At 51.2% G+C, this 16,904-nt stretch carries 14 protein-coding genes; 6 read left to right on the plus strand and 8 right to left on the minus strand.

All coding sequences use genetic code 11. The features are described 5' to 3' along the window. Positions 1–21: 21 nt before the first annotated feature. The 3 genes from JUB14_RS11685 to JUB14_RS11695 form a co-directional block, all read right to left on the minus strand. A complete protein-coding gene (locus tag JUB14_RS11685) occupies positions 22–756 on the minus strand; it encodes a carbohydrate-binding family 9-like protein (RefSeq protein ID WP_207506223.1) in 735 nt (244 codons plus the stop codon). 71 nt (positions 757–827) lie between these two features. Then, positions 828–1,607: a LytR/AlgR family response regulator transcription factor gene (locus tag JUB14_RS11690; protein WP_207506224.1), complete on the minus strand. Its 780-nt coding sequence runs from the start codon at positions 1,605–1,607 to the stop codon at positions 828–830. 89 nt (positions 1,608–1,696) lie between these two features. Then, positions 1,697–2,848, minus strand: a complete 1,152-nt coding sequence (locus JUB14_RS11695) for a sensor histidine kinase (protein ID WP_207506226.1) — start codon at positions 2,846–2,848, stop codon at positions 1,697–1,699. Positions 2,849–3,018: 170 nt separating this feature from the next. Between JUB14_RS11695 and JUB14_RS27890 the strand changes: the two genes are divergently transcribed. From JUB14_RS27890 to JUB14_RS11715, 5 genes are all read left to right on the plus strand, one after another. Continuing rightward, positions 3,019–3,150, plus strand: a complete 132-nt coding sequence (locus JUB14_RS27890) for a hypothetical protein (RefSeq protein WP_262897605.1) — start codon at positions 3,019–3,021, stop codon at positions 3,148–3,150. A gap of 192 nt (positions 3,151–3,342) precedes the next feature. After that, positions 3,343–3,957: a YceI family protein gene (locus JUB14_RS11700; RefSeq protein ID WP_207506228.1), complete on the plus strand. Its 615-nt coding sequence runs from the start codon at positions 3,343–3,345 to the stop codon at positions 3,955–3,957. Between the two features lie 63 nt (positions 3,958–4,020). After that, positions 4,021–4,641, plus strand: a complete 621-nt coding sequence (locus tag JUB14_RS11705) for a YceI family protein (RefSeq protein WP_207506230.1) — start codon at positions 4,021–4,023, stop codon at positions 4,639–4,641. A gap of 244 nt (positions 4,642–4,885) precedes the next feature. After that, positions 4,886–6,169, plus strand: coding sequence for a Gfo/Idh/MocA family protein (locus tag JUB14_RS11710; protein ID WP_229367767.1), 1,284 nt, complete (start codon positions 4,886–4,888; stop codon positions 6,167–6,169). 6 nt (positions 6,170–6,175) lie between these two features. Further along, positions 6,176–7,087, plus strand: a complete 912-nt coding sequence (locus JUB14_RS11715) for a sugar phosphate isomerase/epimerase family protein (RefSeq protein WP_207506232.1) — start codon at positions 6,176–6,178, stop codon at positions 7,085–7,087. A gap of 403 nt (positions 7,088–7,490) precedes the next feature. Here the strand turns inward: JUB14_RS11715 and JUB14_RS11720 are convergent, their stop codons facing one another. Together JUB14_RS11720 and polA are read right to left on the minus strand one after the other, a co-directional pair. Further along, complete coding sequence (locus JUB14_RS11720; protein ID WP_229367769.1) at positions 7,491–8,273, minus strand: OmpA family protein; 783 nt, start codon at positions 8,271–8,273, stop codon at positions 7,491–7,493. Between the two features lie 43 nt (positions 8,274–8,316). After that, a complete protein-coding gene (polA, locus tag JUB14_RS11725) occupies positions 8,317–11,154 on the minus strand; it encodes a DNA polymerase I (protein ID WP_207506234.1) in 2,838 nt (945 codons plus the stop codon). Positions 11,155–11,336: 182 nt separating this feature from the next. Between polA and JUB14_RS11730 the strand changes: the two genes are divergently transcribed. Beyond that, positions 11,337–11,894: a hypothetical protein gene (locus tag JUB14_RS11730; protein WP_207506235.1), complete on the plus strand. Its 558-nt coding sequence runs from the start codon at positions 11,337–11,339 to the stop codon at positions 11,892–11,894. Positions 11,895–12,034: 140 nt separating this feature from the next. Here JUB14_RS11730 and JUB14_RS11735 read toward each other — a convergent pair whose 3' ends face one another. The 3 genes from JUB14_RS11735 to JUB14_RS11745 form a co-directional block, all read right to left on the minus strand. Then, entirely contained in the window at positions 12,035–12,469 is a 435-nt protein-coding gene (locus JUB14_RS11735; RefSeq protein WP_207506236.1) for a hypothetical protein, read from the minus strand. Between the two features lie 73 nt (positions 12,470–12,542). After that, positions 12,543–13,946 (minus strand): Gfo/Idh/MocA family protein, encoded by a 1,404-nt coding sequence (locus JUB14_RS11740; RefSeq protein ID WP_207506237.1) that lies wholly within the window; start codon positions 13,944–13,946, stop codon positions 12,543–12,545. 167 nt (positions 13,947–14,113) lie between these two features. Next, positions 14,114–16,729, minus strand: coding sequence for a M1 family aminopeptidase (locus tag JUB14_RS11745; RefSeq protein ID WP_229367772.1), 2,616 nt, complete (start codon positions 16,727–16,729; stop codon positions 14,114–14,116). Between the last annotated feature and the right edge of the window lie 175 nt (positions 16,730–16,904).

Below are 16,904 nucleotides of genomic sequence, written 5' to 3' on the forward strand. Positions count from 1 at the left end.
AAGAGATTATCAGACGGGCTTCTACTCAAACACCAGCGTACCATAGCTCTGGTAGTCGTGGAAGTTGGTGCGGGTCCGTTGCCAGGTCCAGGTAGACATGCCCCCGTCGTAGTCGATGCGGTACAGGTTGCCCCGCCAGCGGGTCCCCGAGGTAGGAGGAGCCTGTACAATAGGGCGCATCACACCAAAGGGAATAAAAAACTCGGCGGTCCAGCTGGTGATCTTGGCTCCTGATTGTTTGTCGCCTCCCTTCACGCTGGTTGCGTGTCGTACCTTATAGTCACCTTCGTAGTGCCAGGGCCGCCAGCCAAAAAACTTGCCTTTGAGGTTGGGTACCATGATGAGCAGCTCGTAGTTGAGCGGCGATAGTTCGTACTCCAGGTACACGGGTACCGACTGGTCCGTCCAGAGGAATACCTCTACCACGTCCTCCTTGTACAGGTCGGCAAAGTCTTCCGTGAGAGTAGCTGTCAGCTTCCGATCCTCGCATTCCATCAGGAAGTACATACCCTTCTCGGAGTAAAGTACCTTGGCGCGCGTAGCCATCTTCGGGCCGGACACCCGCTGCGCTGTCAGATTAAACCAGTCAGTGCGGCCCCAGTTGGCGTGGGTACCCTGCCCGTTCACTTCGAAGTCGGGTGTCTTACGTACGGTTAGGAGCGAGTCGGGATCCGATGCAGCCCACGCGGAAGGGGTTATACCAGCTACCAGTAGTAAGGCAGCCCCCAGACCGGCTACCAGATTTTTTAAGTTCATAGATGAAAAGTAGGGATGAGACTACTCCAGTAAAAGCAAAAGAGGCTTTGCTTTACTTGTGTATCCGGCCACTACTTCCCCAACCACTTCTTAAAAGCCGCTACTTTTTCCCTACTCACAATGACTTCCTTGCTGATGGCGGGTTTGAGGTTCAGAGCCAGGCGGTTGCCAAAGTAGTCACTGATCTGATCCACCGATTTGACTGATACAATAAACGACCGGCTGATCCGAAAGAAGTCATCCGGGTTGAGCAGGTCTTCCAGCTCGTCCATGTTGTAGTCGACGATGAACTGCTTATCATCATAGGTCTTGAAAAAGCTGAAACGTTCCTCGCTGTAGAAGTAGGAGATGGTTTCTACTTCGATCGAGACCAGTTTCTGAACGTGCTTGACCAGGAAGCGTTTGCGGTACTCCTTCGGCTGGAACTGGTTTTGTAACTCCCGGATCAGGTTTTCGATGTTGGTAGTCTGGTGCTCCGGAGCCTGGGTAAAGCTATCCTTGAATTCTTTAAACTTAGCCAGCGCCGCCTCCAGATCTTCGGTCTGAACGGGCTTCAGCAGGTAGTCGATGCTATTGACCTTGAAGGCACGCAGAGCGTATTCATCGTACGAAGTAGTGAATATCACCGGACTCTTCACCCGGATGCGTTCAAAAATCTCGAAGCTCTGACCATCGGCCAGTTCTATATCCATCAGGATCAGATCGGGATTGGGGTTGTTGTTGAGCCAGTCAATGGAGGAGGATATACTGCCGGTCACTCCAATAACCTGGGCGCTGTCGTCTACTTTTTCCAGCGTCTTCTTTAGCTTTTCAACCGCTAGATCTTCGTCCTCTACGATTAGTATGTTCATGGGTAGGTAGCATTTAGTGGTAAGGTACTAGCCGTTAGCTAATAGTTTTCTTTAATGAATCTGTTCAAATGTACTAATGCAGGGTGTCCCTATACGGAGACCTCCCTTTCCTTAAGGCTCTTAATAAGCGGGATCGTTACTATGAATTCTTTCTCGGTTTCATCTATCACAATATCCGGCTGATTGAGCAGACGGTACTTGGTCGAGATATTGGCCAATCCTACTTTGTTGGAATGTACCATCAGCCTTTTCTTGAACAGGGTATTGCTCACGATCAGGTTATCATTCGCATCCGTCCGGATGGTGATTACCAGCGGATCTTCTTTCAGGATTACGTTATGCTTTACCGCATTTTCCAGCAGCAATTGCAGGGTAAGCGGAGGTAGCAGGTAGTCATCATATTCTCTGCCTATTTCTACTTCCATAGCAATACCATCGCCGTAGCGGGTTTTGAGCATGTGAAAGTAGGAGTTGGCAAACTTGATCTCAGCAGACAGGGTAGTCAGTTCCTGCTCGTTGGTGCGGAGCAGGTACCGGTATACCTTGCTCATCTCATCCAGAAACTCCTCCGCCTTGTCCGGATTTTTACTGATCAGGGCCGAAAGTGAGTTAAGGCTATTGAACAAAAAGTGCGGATTAACCTGGCTTTTCAATCCATCCAGTTGGCTCTGCAGGTTGGCTTTCTTCAACTTTTCGGCTTCCAGTTTAAAATTCTCGGCCTGCAGAAGGGCGTCGCGCCAGTTCTGGAAGATATAAAATCCTTCAAAAACGCTGGTTGCTACTACGTTGATAATGAGTCCGGTTAGCAGGGCTAGTATAAAGCTATCAATGCTGAACCGGAACCCCAGATACCCCGTCACGTGCAGGATGTACGTCAGGAGGCAGGTGATGGAGCCCGTCAGGATTACATAGATACCGCAGGAAATCATGAGCCGGAGAAAAGTCTGCTGTACGTCCTGCATGACTACCCGCACATAATGCCCCACCGCAATATGTGTTCTCCATGATATAAACCAGGTGATGACAGCAATCAAGGTGGCGTACAGGAACACAGTCTGGTCTTTATAGTACCTACTGCCATACAGCAGGTAGATCAGGTTGATGTAGAAGGGAAGGCAGAGAAAGCCTACCCATATATCCTGCGTGGTTACTTTTCTGGTCAGTGTTTGCTTTAATCTGGACATATCCTGGGCGTATATAGGGAGGTGTATGCGGTCCCGTATCCTGTTGTAAAATTTCATTACTTCTGACAGAAAGGCAATGGGTAGCCTACTGTACTGTTACTTTTTGGAACTGAATTGACGATAGACTCCATTTTCCCTAAATCATCCTCCGTTTAGCCTAAACAACCTCTGCCGGCATAGCTGCACCTTTGCAGAAAATTTCAACATCTGATAAGTCAATACAATCCATGAAAGCACTACTTGCAAAGTATCAGGTAAGAGCCGGACCTGCTCACACGTATACGTACGGGGACTATCTGTCTCACGGCCCCAGGGTACCATTAGGAAGTACTCCAAATACGCGTATGTGTCTGCTGTAAAGCTACTTGTCGATTTTGTGAAGCAAGTGACAAAGGTACTAACGTATTCTAATAAGGCTTTTGCCGGATTAAGTCTTGTTCTCAACAATTCAGTAGAAGCTATCACCAATTCAGTTCCATTGGCCTTTTCCCGGGGAGGTTTTCGGGAGAGATTTGTCAAAAAGTTTCACAAACCAAAACAAACATCAAGCCATGAAAAAGCAATTTTTATCAGCCCTTGCCGCCAGCTTATTACTACTAGCCTGTAACCCCGATGAAGTAACTAAGGTAGAACAGTACTCGCTCAATAAAGAAGTATCCGTGGCCGAATGGAAAGGCTCCAATGCAGGCACCTTCAACAACGGATCGTTTGCGGTGGAGAGTGAGGATCTGGAAGTAGCGGATGGAAAAGTAACGAAGGGTACCTTTGTCATTCCCATCGCTTCGATCAAGAACTTCAACCTGCCCGATGCGGTAAAACCCCAACTGCTGGATCACCTTAAGAGCCCTGACTTCTTCAACATGGCGCTGCACCCCAATGCTACCTTTACCATCAAGAGTGTGGTACCTCTGACTAGCCCGGGTGAAGGAGCCATCTCAGGAGCCAACTACCTGGTGACCGGAGACTTCAGCATGATTGGCAAGACCAACACCATCAGCTTCCCTGCCCGGATTGACGTCCAGAACAAGAAGCTGAAAACAGAAGCTATTTTCAAGATTGACCGCACCAAGTGGGGGATGAACTACGCTACTGACCCATCCGTTCCGGAGCACTACATCTATCCTGAAGTAGATATCCACCTCAAACTGGAAGGGAATCTGGAATAACGTACTACACCTGAATACAATCTTTTAAATCAATTTTATACCTATCAAAACCATCAAATAGCCATGAAAATAGTATTTATTTCCGCCATCGTCGCATCATTTCTCTGGAGCAGTTTTAATCAGGAAGTACTAAACAAAAAGCAGCAGTACGTGCTGAACGAGGAGACTTCCGTTGTAGAATGGAAAGGCTTTATGCCGGGTACTTTTAACGAAGGATCGTTTTCGGTGAAGAGTGAAGGCCTGGAAGCCGAAGGAGGCAAAATCAAAGGCGGTACCTTCATTATACCCATTGCTTCGATCAAGAACTTTAATTTGCCTGACGCGGTAAAACCTCAGTTGCTGGATCACCTCAAGAGCCCTGATTTCTTTAACATGGCCCTGCACCCTGAGGCGACCTTTACCATCACTAAGTTAACTCCGTACAACAAAAAGGATACTGCCGCGGTGGCAGGAGCCAACTACCTCGTGACCGGTGACTTCACTATGCTCGGTAAGACAAACCCGATTACCTTCCCGGCTAAGATCCAACTGGATGGGCAGAAGCTGGTGACCGAAGCCAAGTTCAAACTGGATCGCACCAGGTGGGGAATGAACTATGCTACCGATCCCAAAGCCGAAGGACACTACATCCTGCCGGAGGTAGCGATTCACCTGAAGGTAGCCGGTGCCATGCAGGCAGAATAGTAGAGGCAGAAAGTCGGTTTTCGAGTGCTGAATGTCGATGTACTAGGCAGAACAGCAGGAGCTCCGTGTACCCTTACGCGGAGCTCCTGCTGTTTTCTTTTCTAATTCGTCGTGCAGTGACCGCATAATCTCTAATTCACTTAATCACTCATTCACTCACTGACACAGGTAAAGACTTGGTATTCGTGACTTTACAGAATGATGCGTATTAATTAACTTACCGTCAATAACTAAACCTTTAATCATGAATACGAAAAGAAGAGACATTTTAAAGATGGCAGGACTGGCCATAGCTGGCAGTACCCTGCCTGTTTCCTTAGTCCGAGCCGACGGGGCCTTCATCCCTAATGTGGATACGCTCAAGGTAGGGCTGGTAGGTTGCGGCGGACGAGGTACCGGTGCCGCTAACCAGGCGCTCAAAGCGGACCCCAATGTGGTACTGCACGCGGTAGCGGATATTTTTTCAGACAAGATGGAAACCTCTCTGGACAGCCTCCGCAAGGTACACGGCGACCGGGTGAAGGTGGATGCGGAGCGTAAGTTCCTGGGATTTGATGCCTTTCAAAAACTACTGGACTCAGGCGTAGATGTAGTCATACTGGCTACTACGCCACACTTCCGCCCCGAGCACCTGATGGCTGCCGTACAGGCCGGTAAGCATATATTTTGTGAAAAACCTGTAGCCGTGGATGCTCCCGGTGTACGCAAGGTACTGGAGGCGGCCAAGCTGGCTAAGCATAAAAATCTGTCGCTGATGTCCGGCTTCTGCTGGCGCTACCACGAGCCGAAGCGGGCCAGCTTTGCGCGTATACTGGACGGAGCCATCGGAGATATCTCTACCGTATATAATACCTACAACACCAGCGGCGTGTGGTCAAAGCCGCGCCTACCCGAGTGGACCGAGGCCGAAAACCAGTACCGCAACTGGTACTACCAGCACTGGCTGTCGGGCGACCATATCGTAGAGCAGGCGGTACACAGTTTAGATATGATGTCGTGGGCGATGGGCGGCAAGCTACCTGTTAGTGCCATGGGTACGGGCGGGCGGCAGGTGCGTACCGACGCGAATTCCGGAAATATCTACGACCACTTTGCCATTACCTACGAATACGATAACGGTGCCAAGGGCTTCCACTTCTCGCGCCAGCAGGACAACACCGAGCGTAGCTACGCCGTAGAGGCACTGGGTACTAAAGGGCGGGCTATTGTCAACTGTTCCCGCAATCACCACGAGATTATGGGTACTACCAACTGGAAGTACACGGGCCCCAACAACGATATGTACCAGACCGAGCATGACGAGTTATTTGCATCAATCCGGCAAAGTAAGCCGCTCAACGATGGTGAGTACATGGCACACAGTACGCTGCTGGCTATCATGGGACGCATGGCTGCCTATACCGGTAAGCAAATCACGTTTGACCAGGCCCTGAACTCAGCCGAAAAGCTGGGACCCGATAAGTATGGTTTTAATCTCCCGGTTCCGACGTATGAAGTAGCCCGTCCGGGTATCACGCCATTCATATAAGCACTCATGGACAGAAGAGAATTTATAAAAAATACCGCCCTGGCTACTACGGCGGCCGTCGGGCTGTCGGGAATGGAGGTGATGGGAGCCGCTGCTTCCAAGGCCCGCCCCATGATTAAGAAAAGCCTCAAGTACAACATGGTCAACGAGAACCTGTCCATCATGGACAAGTTCAGGATGCTGAAAGACCTAGGCTTTGATGGGGTAGAGCTAGACTCGCCTAGTGACCTCAGTCCAAAGGAAGTACTGGCGGCTCGCGACAAGACCGGGCTGGAAATACCGGGCGTCGTAAACTCGCTGCACTGGAAGTCACCCCTATCGGACCCGGACCCCAAAAAGCGTGAGGCCTGTGTGAAGTCGATGGAGACGGCCCTGCGCGACTGCAAGCTATACGGAGGTACTACCGTGTTGCTGGTGCCGGGCGTGGTCAACGACGGCATTACCTACAAAGAAGCCTACGAACGCTCGCAAGCCGAAATTCGTAAGCTACTGCCGGTAGCGGAACAGACAGGCATCAAGATCGCTCTGGAAAATGTCTGGAATAACTTCCTGATCAGTCCCATAGAGGCGGCCCGCTTTGTGGATGAGATCAACCACCCGCTGGTGGGATGGTACTTTGACGTGGGTAATATCCTGCGCTACGGTTATCCCGCCCACTGGATCGAGGTACTGGATAAGCGCATCATGAAGCTCGATATCAAGGAATTTAGCTTGAAAAAGCAACAGGATGAAGGGCTCTGGAAAGGCTTTGAAGTAGAGCTCATGGACGGCGACTGCAACTGGCCAGTTGTCAACAAAGCCCTCGAAAAAATCGGCTATTCGGGCTGGGCTTCGGCCGAAGTAAAAGGCGGCGACCGCAAACGCCTCCAGACCATCAGCCAGAAAATGGACGAGGTGTTCAAAGCGGGGGTAGTTTGATTTTGAATTAGTGAATGAGAGAATTAGAGAATAATGTCGATTTTCGATCAGTAGTGTACGAAGGAATTTCCATTCAGCCGCTGCCGCTTCGGTGGTCCTACACGTTGGCCCCAGCGGGGCGGTACTTTAGTAGAATTAGCGTCAAAATAAGATTTCAAGGTCCGTAGGAGCGGCACCTAAATGTGTATGTGCCGCCCGGCAACGGCCGACCGTCGATGGGGCTTGAAACGACCTTGGTTACTAATTTGCTACTAAGGTATAGTCCCGCTGGGGCCACTTTTTGAACGTAAATATATTCTTAGTACACTACTGATTTCCGATTGGGGATTGTCAAATTTGAAATTCTACTCGACTGTCTGAAATCGAAAGTCGACAATAATAACACTCTCCGCTCATTCACAATTCACTCATTCACCACTGTAAACTCCACCCGTCGGTTACGGGCGCGGTTGGCTTCGGTATCGTTGTCGGCCAGGGGGCGGGAGGAGCCGTAGCCTTTGGCTACGAGACGGGTAGAGGAGATGCCCTTATTGCGTAGGTAGCTGGCAATGACAAGAGCGCGGTTTTCAGAAAGATACTGATTGAGCCGGTCATCCCCGACGTTGTCGGTATGGCCGGCTATTTCTATTTTTAAGGTGGGAGTCTTCTTCAGGCTGGTCGCCAGTAGATCCAGTTGGGGGTAGGATTCCTTTCTGAGTACATAGCTACTCTGGTCAAAGTACACCCGGTCGAGTTGAATGGTCTCGCCCGGCTTGAGGTTTTCAAACCGGGAGTCAGGTACTTCGGCCACGGGCTTTTTGGCGGGCGGTGCTACCTGAGCAGTAGGCTTCAGAAAGATCCAGAAGTTGTACTGGTTGTTCAAAGCCGTGAGCGTATCCACCCAGTGCGATTCCCGCTGGACCTGAAAGCCGGGTGCCGTGGCCACGATCAGCAGCGAATCGGTGACGGCGAAAGAGAGCTTTAATTCAGGACTTTCGCGGCTGCTCTGGTAAGTAGACTGACGACCGGTTTTCTTCTCACGGATCAGGAAGCGGGCGGGTACGGGCTTAAGCGTAGCCCGGTCAAAGGCCTGTATCGTCACCATCGCCTTTCCGGAGCTACTGGCACCTCCACCCTGAGCCACTACTATCCCCCTGGCCTTAAGCACAACAGCTATGACGAAAAGTATTCTATGAATTACTTTCATACCACCTGGCGCTATTCTCTCAATCACTAATTCAATCAATATATTAATGCGCTTCCAGCCAGTTGCTTCCGACGCCAATGCCCGTTTCAATCTTGACGGCCATCGGTATGGCATTGCGCATAAGATCGTCTACGTTTTGCTTCAGTATCTCTATTTCGTCGCGGTGGGCATCGAATATTAATTCGTCATGCACCTGCAGGATCATGCGTGAGCGGAGCTTTTCTTTTTTGATGAAGTAATGAATGTTGATCATCGCCAACTTAATCATATCCGCCGCGGAGCCCTGAATAGGCGCGTTGATGGCGTTGCGCTCAGCAAAGCTGCGGTTGGTCTGGTTGCGGGAGTTAATGTCCGCCAGGTACCGGCGGCGGCCCAGTATAGTCTCAGCGTATTCGCACTCCCGTGCTTTCTGGATCATGCGGTCCATGTACTCCTTCACGGCCGGGAACTCTTCAAAATAGGCCATGATGATCGTGGAGGCTTCACTGCGCGGTATACCCAGCCGCTGAGCTAGTCCAAAGGCAGAGATACCGTAGATGATCCCGAAGTTGACCATCTTGGCCTTGCGCCGCATATCCGAAGTTACTTCATCCAACCCTACCTTAAATACCTTGCTGGCGGTAGTCGCGTGGATGTCGCGCCCCTGATTGAAGGCCTCAATCATACTTTCGTCACCACTGAATGCCGCCATGATCCTGAGCTCGATCTGGGAGTAGTCAGCCGACAGGATCAGGAACTCTTCATTGTGGGGGATGAAGGCCTTCCGGATCTCCCGGCCCCGTACTGTACGGATAGGAATGTTCTGCAGGTTGGGGTTGGTAGAGCTAAGGCGACCCGTAGCCGTCACGGCCTGGTTGTACGACGTATGGATACGACCGGTACGTGGGTTGATTAGTGCGGGTAGGGCATCTACGTAGGTAGATTTGAGTTTCTGAATCTCCCGGTGATCCAGGATCTTACGGGCTATTTCGTGCTCGCTTTCAAGGTCCGAAAGGATTTCTTCGCCCGTAGCGTACTGGCCGGTCTTAGTCTTCTTGGGATTCTTGACCAGTTGCATCTTGTCAAAAAGTACCTCACCCAGCTGCTTGGGCGAACTCAGATTAAACTCCTGACCCGCTATGGTGAATATCTCGTTTTCGAGTAGCTTAAGGTCCGTCTCAAGTAAGCCGGACATATCTTTCAGCGCCTGTGTATCAATCCGGACTCCCTCGCTTTCCATGGATACCAGTACGTTGAGCAGGGGCATCTCTACTCCCTCAAACAGCTTTACGGCCTGTTTCTTTTCTAGTTCGGGCAGCAGTACCTGGTGTAGCTGTAGGGTAACATCGGCGTCTTCTCCGGCGTATTCGGCTATCTCGGTTACGGATACATCGCGCATGTTTTTCTGCTTAATCCCCTTCTTCCCGATCAGCGTTTCAATGGTGACAGGATCGTAATGGAGGTAGGTGTTCGCCATCATATCCATCCCGTGGCGCTTCTCGGGCTCCAGCAGGTAATGGGCCAGCATGGTATCCTGGAGTTTGCCTTTGACCTCAATGCCATAGTTACGCAGCACCAGCAGGTCGTACTTCAGGTTCTGACCAATCTTTCCAACATGTTCATTTTCCAGTACCTCCCGAAAGTCAGTCAGTACTACCTCCGCTTCGCTGCGGTCGGCGGGAAAGGGTACATAGAAGGCTTCGCCCGGCAAGTACGATATAGCCAGTCCCACCAGCTCGGCCTCCAGGGCATCCAGTGAAGTGGTTTCGGTATCAAAGCAGAACTGCTCCTGCTGGCTGAGGTAGTAAGCCAGGTTTTGGCGCAGCTCAGGAGTATCTACAATATGGTAACGATGAGCAGTGGTAGCTAGGGTACGCTTAGGTGTCAGTACCGACTCTGTCTCTTCATCGCCCGGGAAGGAAGGTAGAGCCGCTGTATCGCTGTCTTGTCCGCCGCCGAAAAGGTCCAACTGAGCCTTGGCAGTGGGAGTAGCGATTTTGGTAGCTACCGGACGAATGGGAGAGTCGCCCAGTACGCGGTCACGCAGGGTACGGAATTCCAGCTCTTCAAACAAGTCAACGATCTGCTCACGGGCGGGCGGACAGCACGATAGGTCTCCGGAGTCGAAGGTGATAGGTACGTTGATGTCAATCGTAGCCAGCTGCTTGCAGAGTAGTGCCTGCTCGGCGTATTCTTTGATCTTTTCCCCGATTTTGCCTTTAACCTTATCGGCATTGGCGACCAGATTTTCTACGGTGCCAAATTCCTGAATGAGCTTTTTAGCCGTTTTTTCGCCCACGCCGGGTATGCCCGGTATGTTATCCACCGCATCGCCCATCAGGCCCAGTATATCCGTTACCTGATCAATCCGCTCTATCTCCCAGCGATCCAGTACTTCTTTTACTCCGAGCTTTTCGGCCCCCTTGCCCATAAAGGCAGGCTTATATATGTACACATGCTCTTCCACGAGCTGTCCAAAGTCTTTGTCAGGCGTCATCATGAACACCTCAAAGTCCTGGCGGGCAGCCTGCTTGGCAATGGTACCAATTACGTCGTCAGCTTCGTAACCATCCAGTAGCAGCAGCGGGATGTTCATGGCCTGTACCAGCTTCTTGACGTACGGTATGGCTACGGAGATATCTTCCGGCATGGCCTCGCGTTGCGCCTTATACGCCTCAAACTGTACATGACGGAAGGTAGGCTTGGGCGTGTCAAAGGCTACACCCAGATGAGTAGGCTTTTCTTTCTGAAGTACTTCGAGCAGCGTATTGGTAAAGCCAAATACGGCGCTGGTATTCATGCCTTTGGAGGTGATGCGCGGGTTTTTTATGAAAGCGAAGTGGGCCCGGTAAATGAGCGCCATCGCGTCGAGGAGAAAGAGCTTTTGGGTTGGTTGCGGCATTGCTGCTTGGTTTGTTGGATCTACTTTCAAAGATAATGTTCTCTATAAGAAAAACAGTGCGCCGCTCTAATAAGGTTCGGGCAGAGGCTGAATCAGAATGGATTAAAAAAGGCACATATTTTGCTTATGTGTAGCCAAATCAGGATATTCGGGGCATGTAAGCCATTACTTTATCTAATACTATGAAAAAACTGAGACTATTAGCCGGATGCGTATTCATGGCTACTATGATAACCTGGCTGGGAGCTTGTGAAGGCCCGCAGGGACCTGCCGGACCCGCCGGACCCGCCGGCCAGCAGGGACCCACCGGTACAACCGGACCTGCCGGACCTGCTGGTACTGCCAATGTTATCTATTCTAACTGGGCTGCTGCCGGTGCCTGGAACCGGACCAATGTATTCGGCGTAGACAAATTCTACATTGATATAACGGCAGCGCGTCTGTCACAGGAAATCCTGGACCGGGGCGTTGTGCTGGTGTATACCAAGCTAAGTGTTGAGAATAATCAGGTACGTCAGTTACCTGTATCGATCATATCTCAATTTACTGAAGAGCTAATCGACTACTCTCTGCGGGTAGGTGTCGTACGCGTATGGTCCACACCGGTAAGGCCCCCCGTCACACCCGAAGCAAATACTCAATTCCGTTACGTGCTGATTCCGGGTGGACAAGCCAGCCGTATGAACTTTGAGAAGCTGACCTACGACGAAGCAAAGGCAATGTTTAATCTGCCGGATTAATAACTTATTTCTAGGTACTATTGATAAAAAAGCAGTCTCTGGACGGAGGCTGCTTTTCCGTTTTTGTGCATTTGTAAAAGCGAGCACGTAGTGCTTTTTGAACTATATAAAGCTCATCACTGGTCACTGATCGTTGTTCACTACTTTTTCACCCCCGCAAAGTACATGAATGACTGGGTTTGGGGATCGGTGTAGGAGATGCGCAGGACGGGTGACTTGACTTCTTTCTTACCGTTATACCACTCCGTCGTGGTATAGTAACCAATGGACTGGTTCTGGTAGAAGAGCTTGACGCTATCCGAAGCAGCCTGAACCCTGACGCCGGAGAGGGTTTGTATGTCTTTCTGGGGGATGAAGGTTGTGCGGGTAATCAGGTACTGGCCGTTTGATTGCTTTTTAATTTCCAGGCTGGGGAGTTGTCGCTCGTCTGTGATGGCAATACAGAGGGGATCCAGGAAGCCATTGGTCTTGTACTGGCCTTCGAGCGACGTAATCGTGACCGGATGGGTAGCATCAATATCACAGGCCGATAAGGCGCCAGTAACAAGGAGCAGGAGTACGTAAATCTTTTTCATACGGATTGGAGATAAGGTTCGGAAACAAGACCTCCCGGTCCGGCAAAAGGTTGTAACGTACTCCTGCTGATTATTATACGCTGGCCAGCATACCTAGTTGGCGGGGTTCTTTCCAGCGGCCGCGGGTAAAGTCCGGAAACTTCACTGAGGCGCTGTTACCTTTGATCGAAAGCGCCGAAAGCGGCGTAACGGCCGACCAGGAGGCAGCGTCGTACACGTCCATATCCAGGGGCACACCGCGGTTAAAGCAGTCGATCATCCGATACATCATCACAAAGTCCATACCGCCGTGGCCGCCGTTCTTGGCAATTTCCTCCTTCATCTTGTTCCAGATGGGGTGGGTGTACTTATCCTTTACCTCTTTGTATTCAGCTTCCTTCAGGTAGTTATGGCTGTCCTGACCTTTGATAGAAATCCGGCTGGGATATCCTACATGAAAGGCTTTGGTACCGGCCAGCATATTGATGCGGTTGTAGGGGCGTGCGGTCACGACATCGTGCTGGATCAGGATAGTGCGGCCCAGGTGCGTCTTGATCAGGGTATTGTTCATGTCGCCGTGCTTGAAGCCCTTCTTACCGTAGTACGGGTTGCCAGGCTTGGCCAGCGTAGATGAATCTTCACTGAGGCTGGCTTCCAGTGAGCTCATGGACACCAGATGGTTGAAGCGGTCGCCGCGATCAATGTTCAGGTATTGCGACACCGGTCCCAGCCCGTGCATGGGGTACAGGTTACCGTCGCGGGTCTCGTTATGCTTGATCCGCCACATGTTGTAGTAGGTATCTTCGCTCAGCAGAGATTCGCGCAGGTCGTGTATGTAGCCACACTCAGCGTAAGTAAGGGTACCAAATACGCCCTGATGCGCCATGTTGAGCAGCATCAGTTCTTCATCACCGTAGCAGACGTTTTCCATCATCATGCAGTTGCGCTGGGTCTGCTCGGCGGTATTGACCAGCTTCCAGCAGTCTTCCAGCGTATAGGCGGCGGGTACCTCTACGGCGGCGTGCTTGCCTTGCTGCATAGCGTAGACCGCCATGGGTACGTGGTCTTCCCAGGGAGTAGCAACGATGACCAGATCTATGTCATCACGGCGGACCATCTCTTTCCAGGCATCTTCTTTACCGGAGTAGTAGGTGACGTCTTTTATCCCTTTGCTGTCCAGCCACTCTTTGGCGCGGTTCGCGTACTTTTCACGTATGTCTGCAATAGCCACAATTTTGGCCTTTTCACCACAACCGTGTACCAGTTTCATATGACCGTTCCCCCGGTTTCCTACCCCAATGATCGCCACCCGAACCTGCTGGATGGGGGCCACCTTCAGCCCAATCACTGACTTGCCCACGGCTTTGGGGATGTAGGTAGTGCTTTCAATCTGAGCCTCGACCGTATCTTTGGCTTTGGAGGTAAGGGGTATACCCAGCGCTGAACCCAATAAGGCCGTTGCTTTGAGGAATGAGCGACGCTGCAAGAAATCTTTCATGAGATAAAAGGGATTAGGATAAAGATAGATAAGTGGCGATTGGGTCTATTTTACTTAACGATACACTAGTTAATTAAATTATTTTAAGAATCAAAAGCAGAGACAGCCTATACAAAAAAGAAGGAAGCGTCCGGCTTCCTTCTTTTTTGTATCAATATGATAAAGAATTAAAACTCACCAAACTGGGCGTACATTTCTTTGAGCTTAGCGTCGCGCTCACTGGACCGGATATCTTTCCGGATCGAGGCTACCCCCTGAATATCCGTCAGCAAACCAAGTACTTGGTAAGCTCCGAAGCGGACGAAGTAGGCGGGGTTGTTGCGGGCCAGACTTTCCAGGATCGGGATGCTTCGGCGCTGTATCTCGGGAGCTGACTTGATGAGGTACTTACCAAACACCTGCAGGAAGTTATACTTGTCCGCAGGCTTCATGTCTTTCATCTTTTCCAGGAACCAGTCAAACTGCTCAGGCTTGGTCAGACTGGCGTAGTAGTTGGCTACAGCAGTTACGATGGCATCGTTGGGTGAATTCGCGAAGCGGGCGGCTATCTCTTCCGCGTCACCGGGCTTACCGATCAGGTACGCATCCAGCGCCACCGATACTACCAGGTAGGAGGTATCATTGAGGGCTTCGCGGAAGATCGGGTCATTGGCGTTGTCGCCAAAAGAAGCCAGCGTAAGTATGGCTTCCGCCCGTACCTGTGAGTTGGGGTCAATGCGCGCCCGGCTCTGTACCAGTCGCTCGGCCTCCACAAACTCGGCTCCGTCGTACTCGGCGAAGTTGGCGACGGCTACCTGACGTATTTTCCAGAAAGGATCACTCATGGCCCGCATCATCAGATGGCGGGCGGTGGAGTCTATCATCTTCCCTTCCAGGCGCGTCAGGGCTTCGTATTTATGGGCAAATTTGTCGGAATTATAAAACTGGAACACCCACTCCGGACGGTTCTTCTCGTGCTCGACGGGCCCCAGGAGCTGAGCCTCCGAGTCAAATACGACGAGGTCAGGGCGCTTACTCACCGGGAATTCCAGCGTCTGCCGCGCCTTGTTGATCTCTACATCATACTGGTTTTTCTGACCATTTACCCATACATCTACTTTGAGGGGAAGGCGATAAACTGTGGTAGCCAGCGTATCCTGCATCTGACTTACTTTCAGGCGAAGTTTACCGGTAGAACCAGCGTATTCCTGCTCCACTTTGATCACGGGGTGGCCCGGACGCATAAACCACTGGTCGAAGAACCAGTTAAGGTCTTCACCGGTCACGGCTTCAAACTCACGACGCAGGTCATTGATTTCGGCTGATCCGAAGCGGTTATTCCTGAGGTACCGACGGATAGCCAGGAAAAACGCGTCATCACCTACGTAGCGGCGGAGCATATGTAGTACACGGCCTCCTTTGGCGTAGGAGTGGCTGTCGAACATATCTTCGCGGTGTTTATAGAAGTACCGGATCAGAGGCACCTGCTTCTGGTCCGCCTCCGCCAGGTACTGCCGTACTTCCTGCAGATTGAGCCAGTCGGCTTCGTCGTTACCTTTGTGGTACTCGTTCCAGAGGTACTCAGAGTAATTGGCAAATGACTCGTTGAGCGGGAGCTGTCCCCACTCTTCGCTGGTAACCAGATCACCAAACCAGTGGTGAGCCAGTTCATGGGCGATCACATTATCGGAGTTACCATCCACCAGGGATCGGGTGTCGGCTTGTACGCCTTCTTCGTGTACCGTAGCGGTGGTGTTTTCCATGGCACCGGCCGTAAAGTCACGCACCGCTATCTGCGCGTACTTCTCCCATGGAAACTCTATACCGAAGGTGTTGGAGAAGAAGGCGATCATCTCGGGCGTACGGCCAAATATGGCCTTGGCGTCTTTGGCGTACTGGGGCTCTACGTAGTAGCTCAGCTCCAGACCAGTAGGCATGGTTTCCTTTACTACCGCAAAATCACCTACGGCTAACATAGCCAGGTAGGGAGCGTGGGGGAGTGACTGCTTCCAGTGGTCGGTGCGGGTACCATCGTCGTTGATGGTACTGTTTACAAGCAGACCATTCGAAAGTGTCTTGTAAGTACTATCGACCCGGATATAGAAGTCATGGGTCATTTTCTCATTAGGGGCATCTACCGTCGGAAACCAGGCGGAGTTAGCCTCCGTTTCGCCCTGGGTCCATATCTGGCGCGGCTTACCTTCTTCCAGTCCGTCGGCATTGATGAAGTACAGGCCTTTGTCGGTCGGATGGTCGTCGGGCTCGTCTCGGGGTTGTTCATTGGGCTTGGCGGTGTAGTTGATCAGCACGTACAGGGTATCCTTGCGGGTGTACTTGCGCTTGAGATGGATGGTTAGCTTACGACGGTCATAGGTATACTCCAGCTGATCCTGAATAGGCTCCATCACGGATTGTTGCGACAGGGAGTCAATCCGGCGCAGGGTATCAATCTGGACTACACTTTGGATGTCAAATCCTTTGGCGTCAAGCTCCAGGGTCGACTGCGGGAAGAAATAAGGCTTAAAGGTGATAAGGGCGCTGCCAAGTACGTGCTGACGCAGCCAGTCAAAACCCACGTCCAGCCGGGTGTGCAGTATATCATTCTTTAAGGTGCGGCTGGGGCGGTAGGGACCTGCTTTGGAAACGGCGCCCGGTACCCGGCGAACAACGGTGTCCCGCTGAGCCATAGTCAGATCAGCCGCCTGTATGGCAGGTGCCATCAGGCTGAGCATGAAGATAAAAGAGAATGGTTTGAACCAGGTACACATCGTTTCGCTCATTCGGTTGGTTCTTTCAACAATCATATACAGGGGTGTTACTTGCTTTAGTGGGTTTTACAGACTCGGGGCGGCCAGGGCCGGATGCTCGCTGCTTAACGTTAAAGAGTAAATTTAGACAAATGTTTACAGTCGCATCAAATATAAATAGACAACCGGTAGTATAGCTGGTAAATTTGGCTATACTAATTGATTTATAGAT

It is taken from the genome of Telluribacter humicola (assembly GCF_017355935.1).
Lineage (GTDB): Bacteria > Bacteroidota > Bacteroidia > Cytophagales > Spirosomataceae > Telluribacter > Telluribacter humicola.

Excerpts from the sequence above, each read along its gene's own strand:
- JUB14_RS11685 (WP_207506223.1), bottom strand. The coding sequence starts at position 756 with ATGAACTTAAAAAATCTGGTAGCCGGTCTGGGGGCTGCCTTACTACTG.
- JUB14_RS11690 (WP_207506224.1), bottom strand. The coding sequence starts at position 1,607 with ATGAACATACTAATCGTAGAGGACGAAGATCTAGCGGTTGAAAAGCTA.
- JUB14_RS11695 (WP_207506226.1), bottom strand. The coding sequence starts at position 2,848 with ATGAAATTTTACAACAGGATACGGGACCGCATACACCTCCCTATATAC.
- JUB14_RS27890 (WP_262897605.1), top strand. The coding sequence starts at position 3,019 with ATGAAAGCACTACTTGCAAAGTATCAGGTAAGAGCCGGACCTGCTCAC.
- JUB14_RS11700 (WP_207506228.1), top strand. The coding sequence starts at position 3,343 with ATGAAAAAGCAATTTTTATCAGCCCTTGCCGCCAGCTTATTACTACTA.
- JUB14_RS11705 (WP_207506230.1), top strand. The coding sequence starts at position 4,021 with ATGAAAATAGTATTTATTTCCGCCATCGTCGCATCATTTCTCTGGAGC.
- JUB14_RS11710 (WP_229367767.1), top strand. The coding sequence starts at position 4,886 with ATGAATACGAAAAGAAGAGACATTTTAAAGATGGCAGGACTGGCCATA.
- JUB14_RS11715 (WP_207506232.1), top strand. The coding sequence starts at position 6,176 with ATGGACAGAAGAGAATTTATAAAAAATACCGCCCTGGCTACTACGGCG.
- JUB14_RS11720 (WP_229367769.1), bottom strand. The coding sequence starts at position 8,273 with ATGAAAGTAATTCATAGAATACTTTTCGTCATAGCTGTTGTGCTTAAG.
- polA (WP_207506234.1), bottom strand. The coding sequence starts at position 11,154 with ATGCCGCAACCAACCCAAAAGCTCTTTCTCCTCGACGCGATGGCGCTC.
- JUB14_RS11730 (WP_207506235.1), top strand. The coding sequence starts at position 11,337 with ATGAAAAAACTGAGACTATTAGCCGGATGCGTATTCATGGCTACTATG.
- JUB14_RS11735 (WP_207506236.1), bottom strand. The coding sequence starts at position 12,469 with ATGAAAAAGATTTACGTACTCCTGCTCCTTGTTACTGGCGCCTTATCG.
- JUB14_RS11740 (WP_207506237.1), bottom strand. The coding sequence starts at position 13,946 with ATGAAAGATTTCTTGCAGCGTCGCTCATTCCTCAAAGCAACGGCCTTA.
- JUB14_RS11745 (WP_229367772.1), bottom strand. The coding sequence starts at position 16,729 with ATGATTGTTGAAAGAACCAACCGAATGAGCGAAACGATGTGTACCTGG.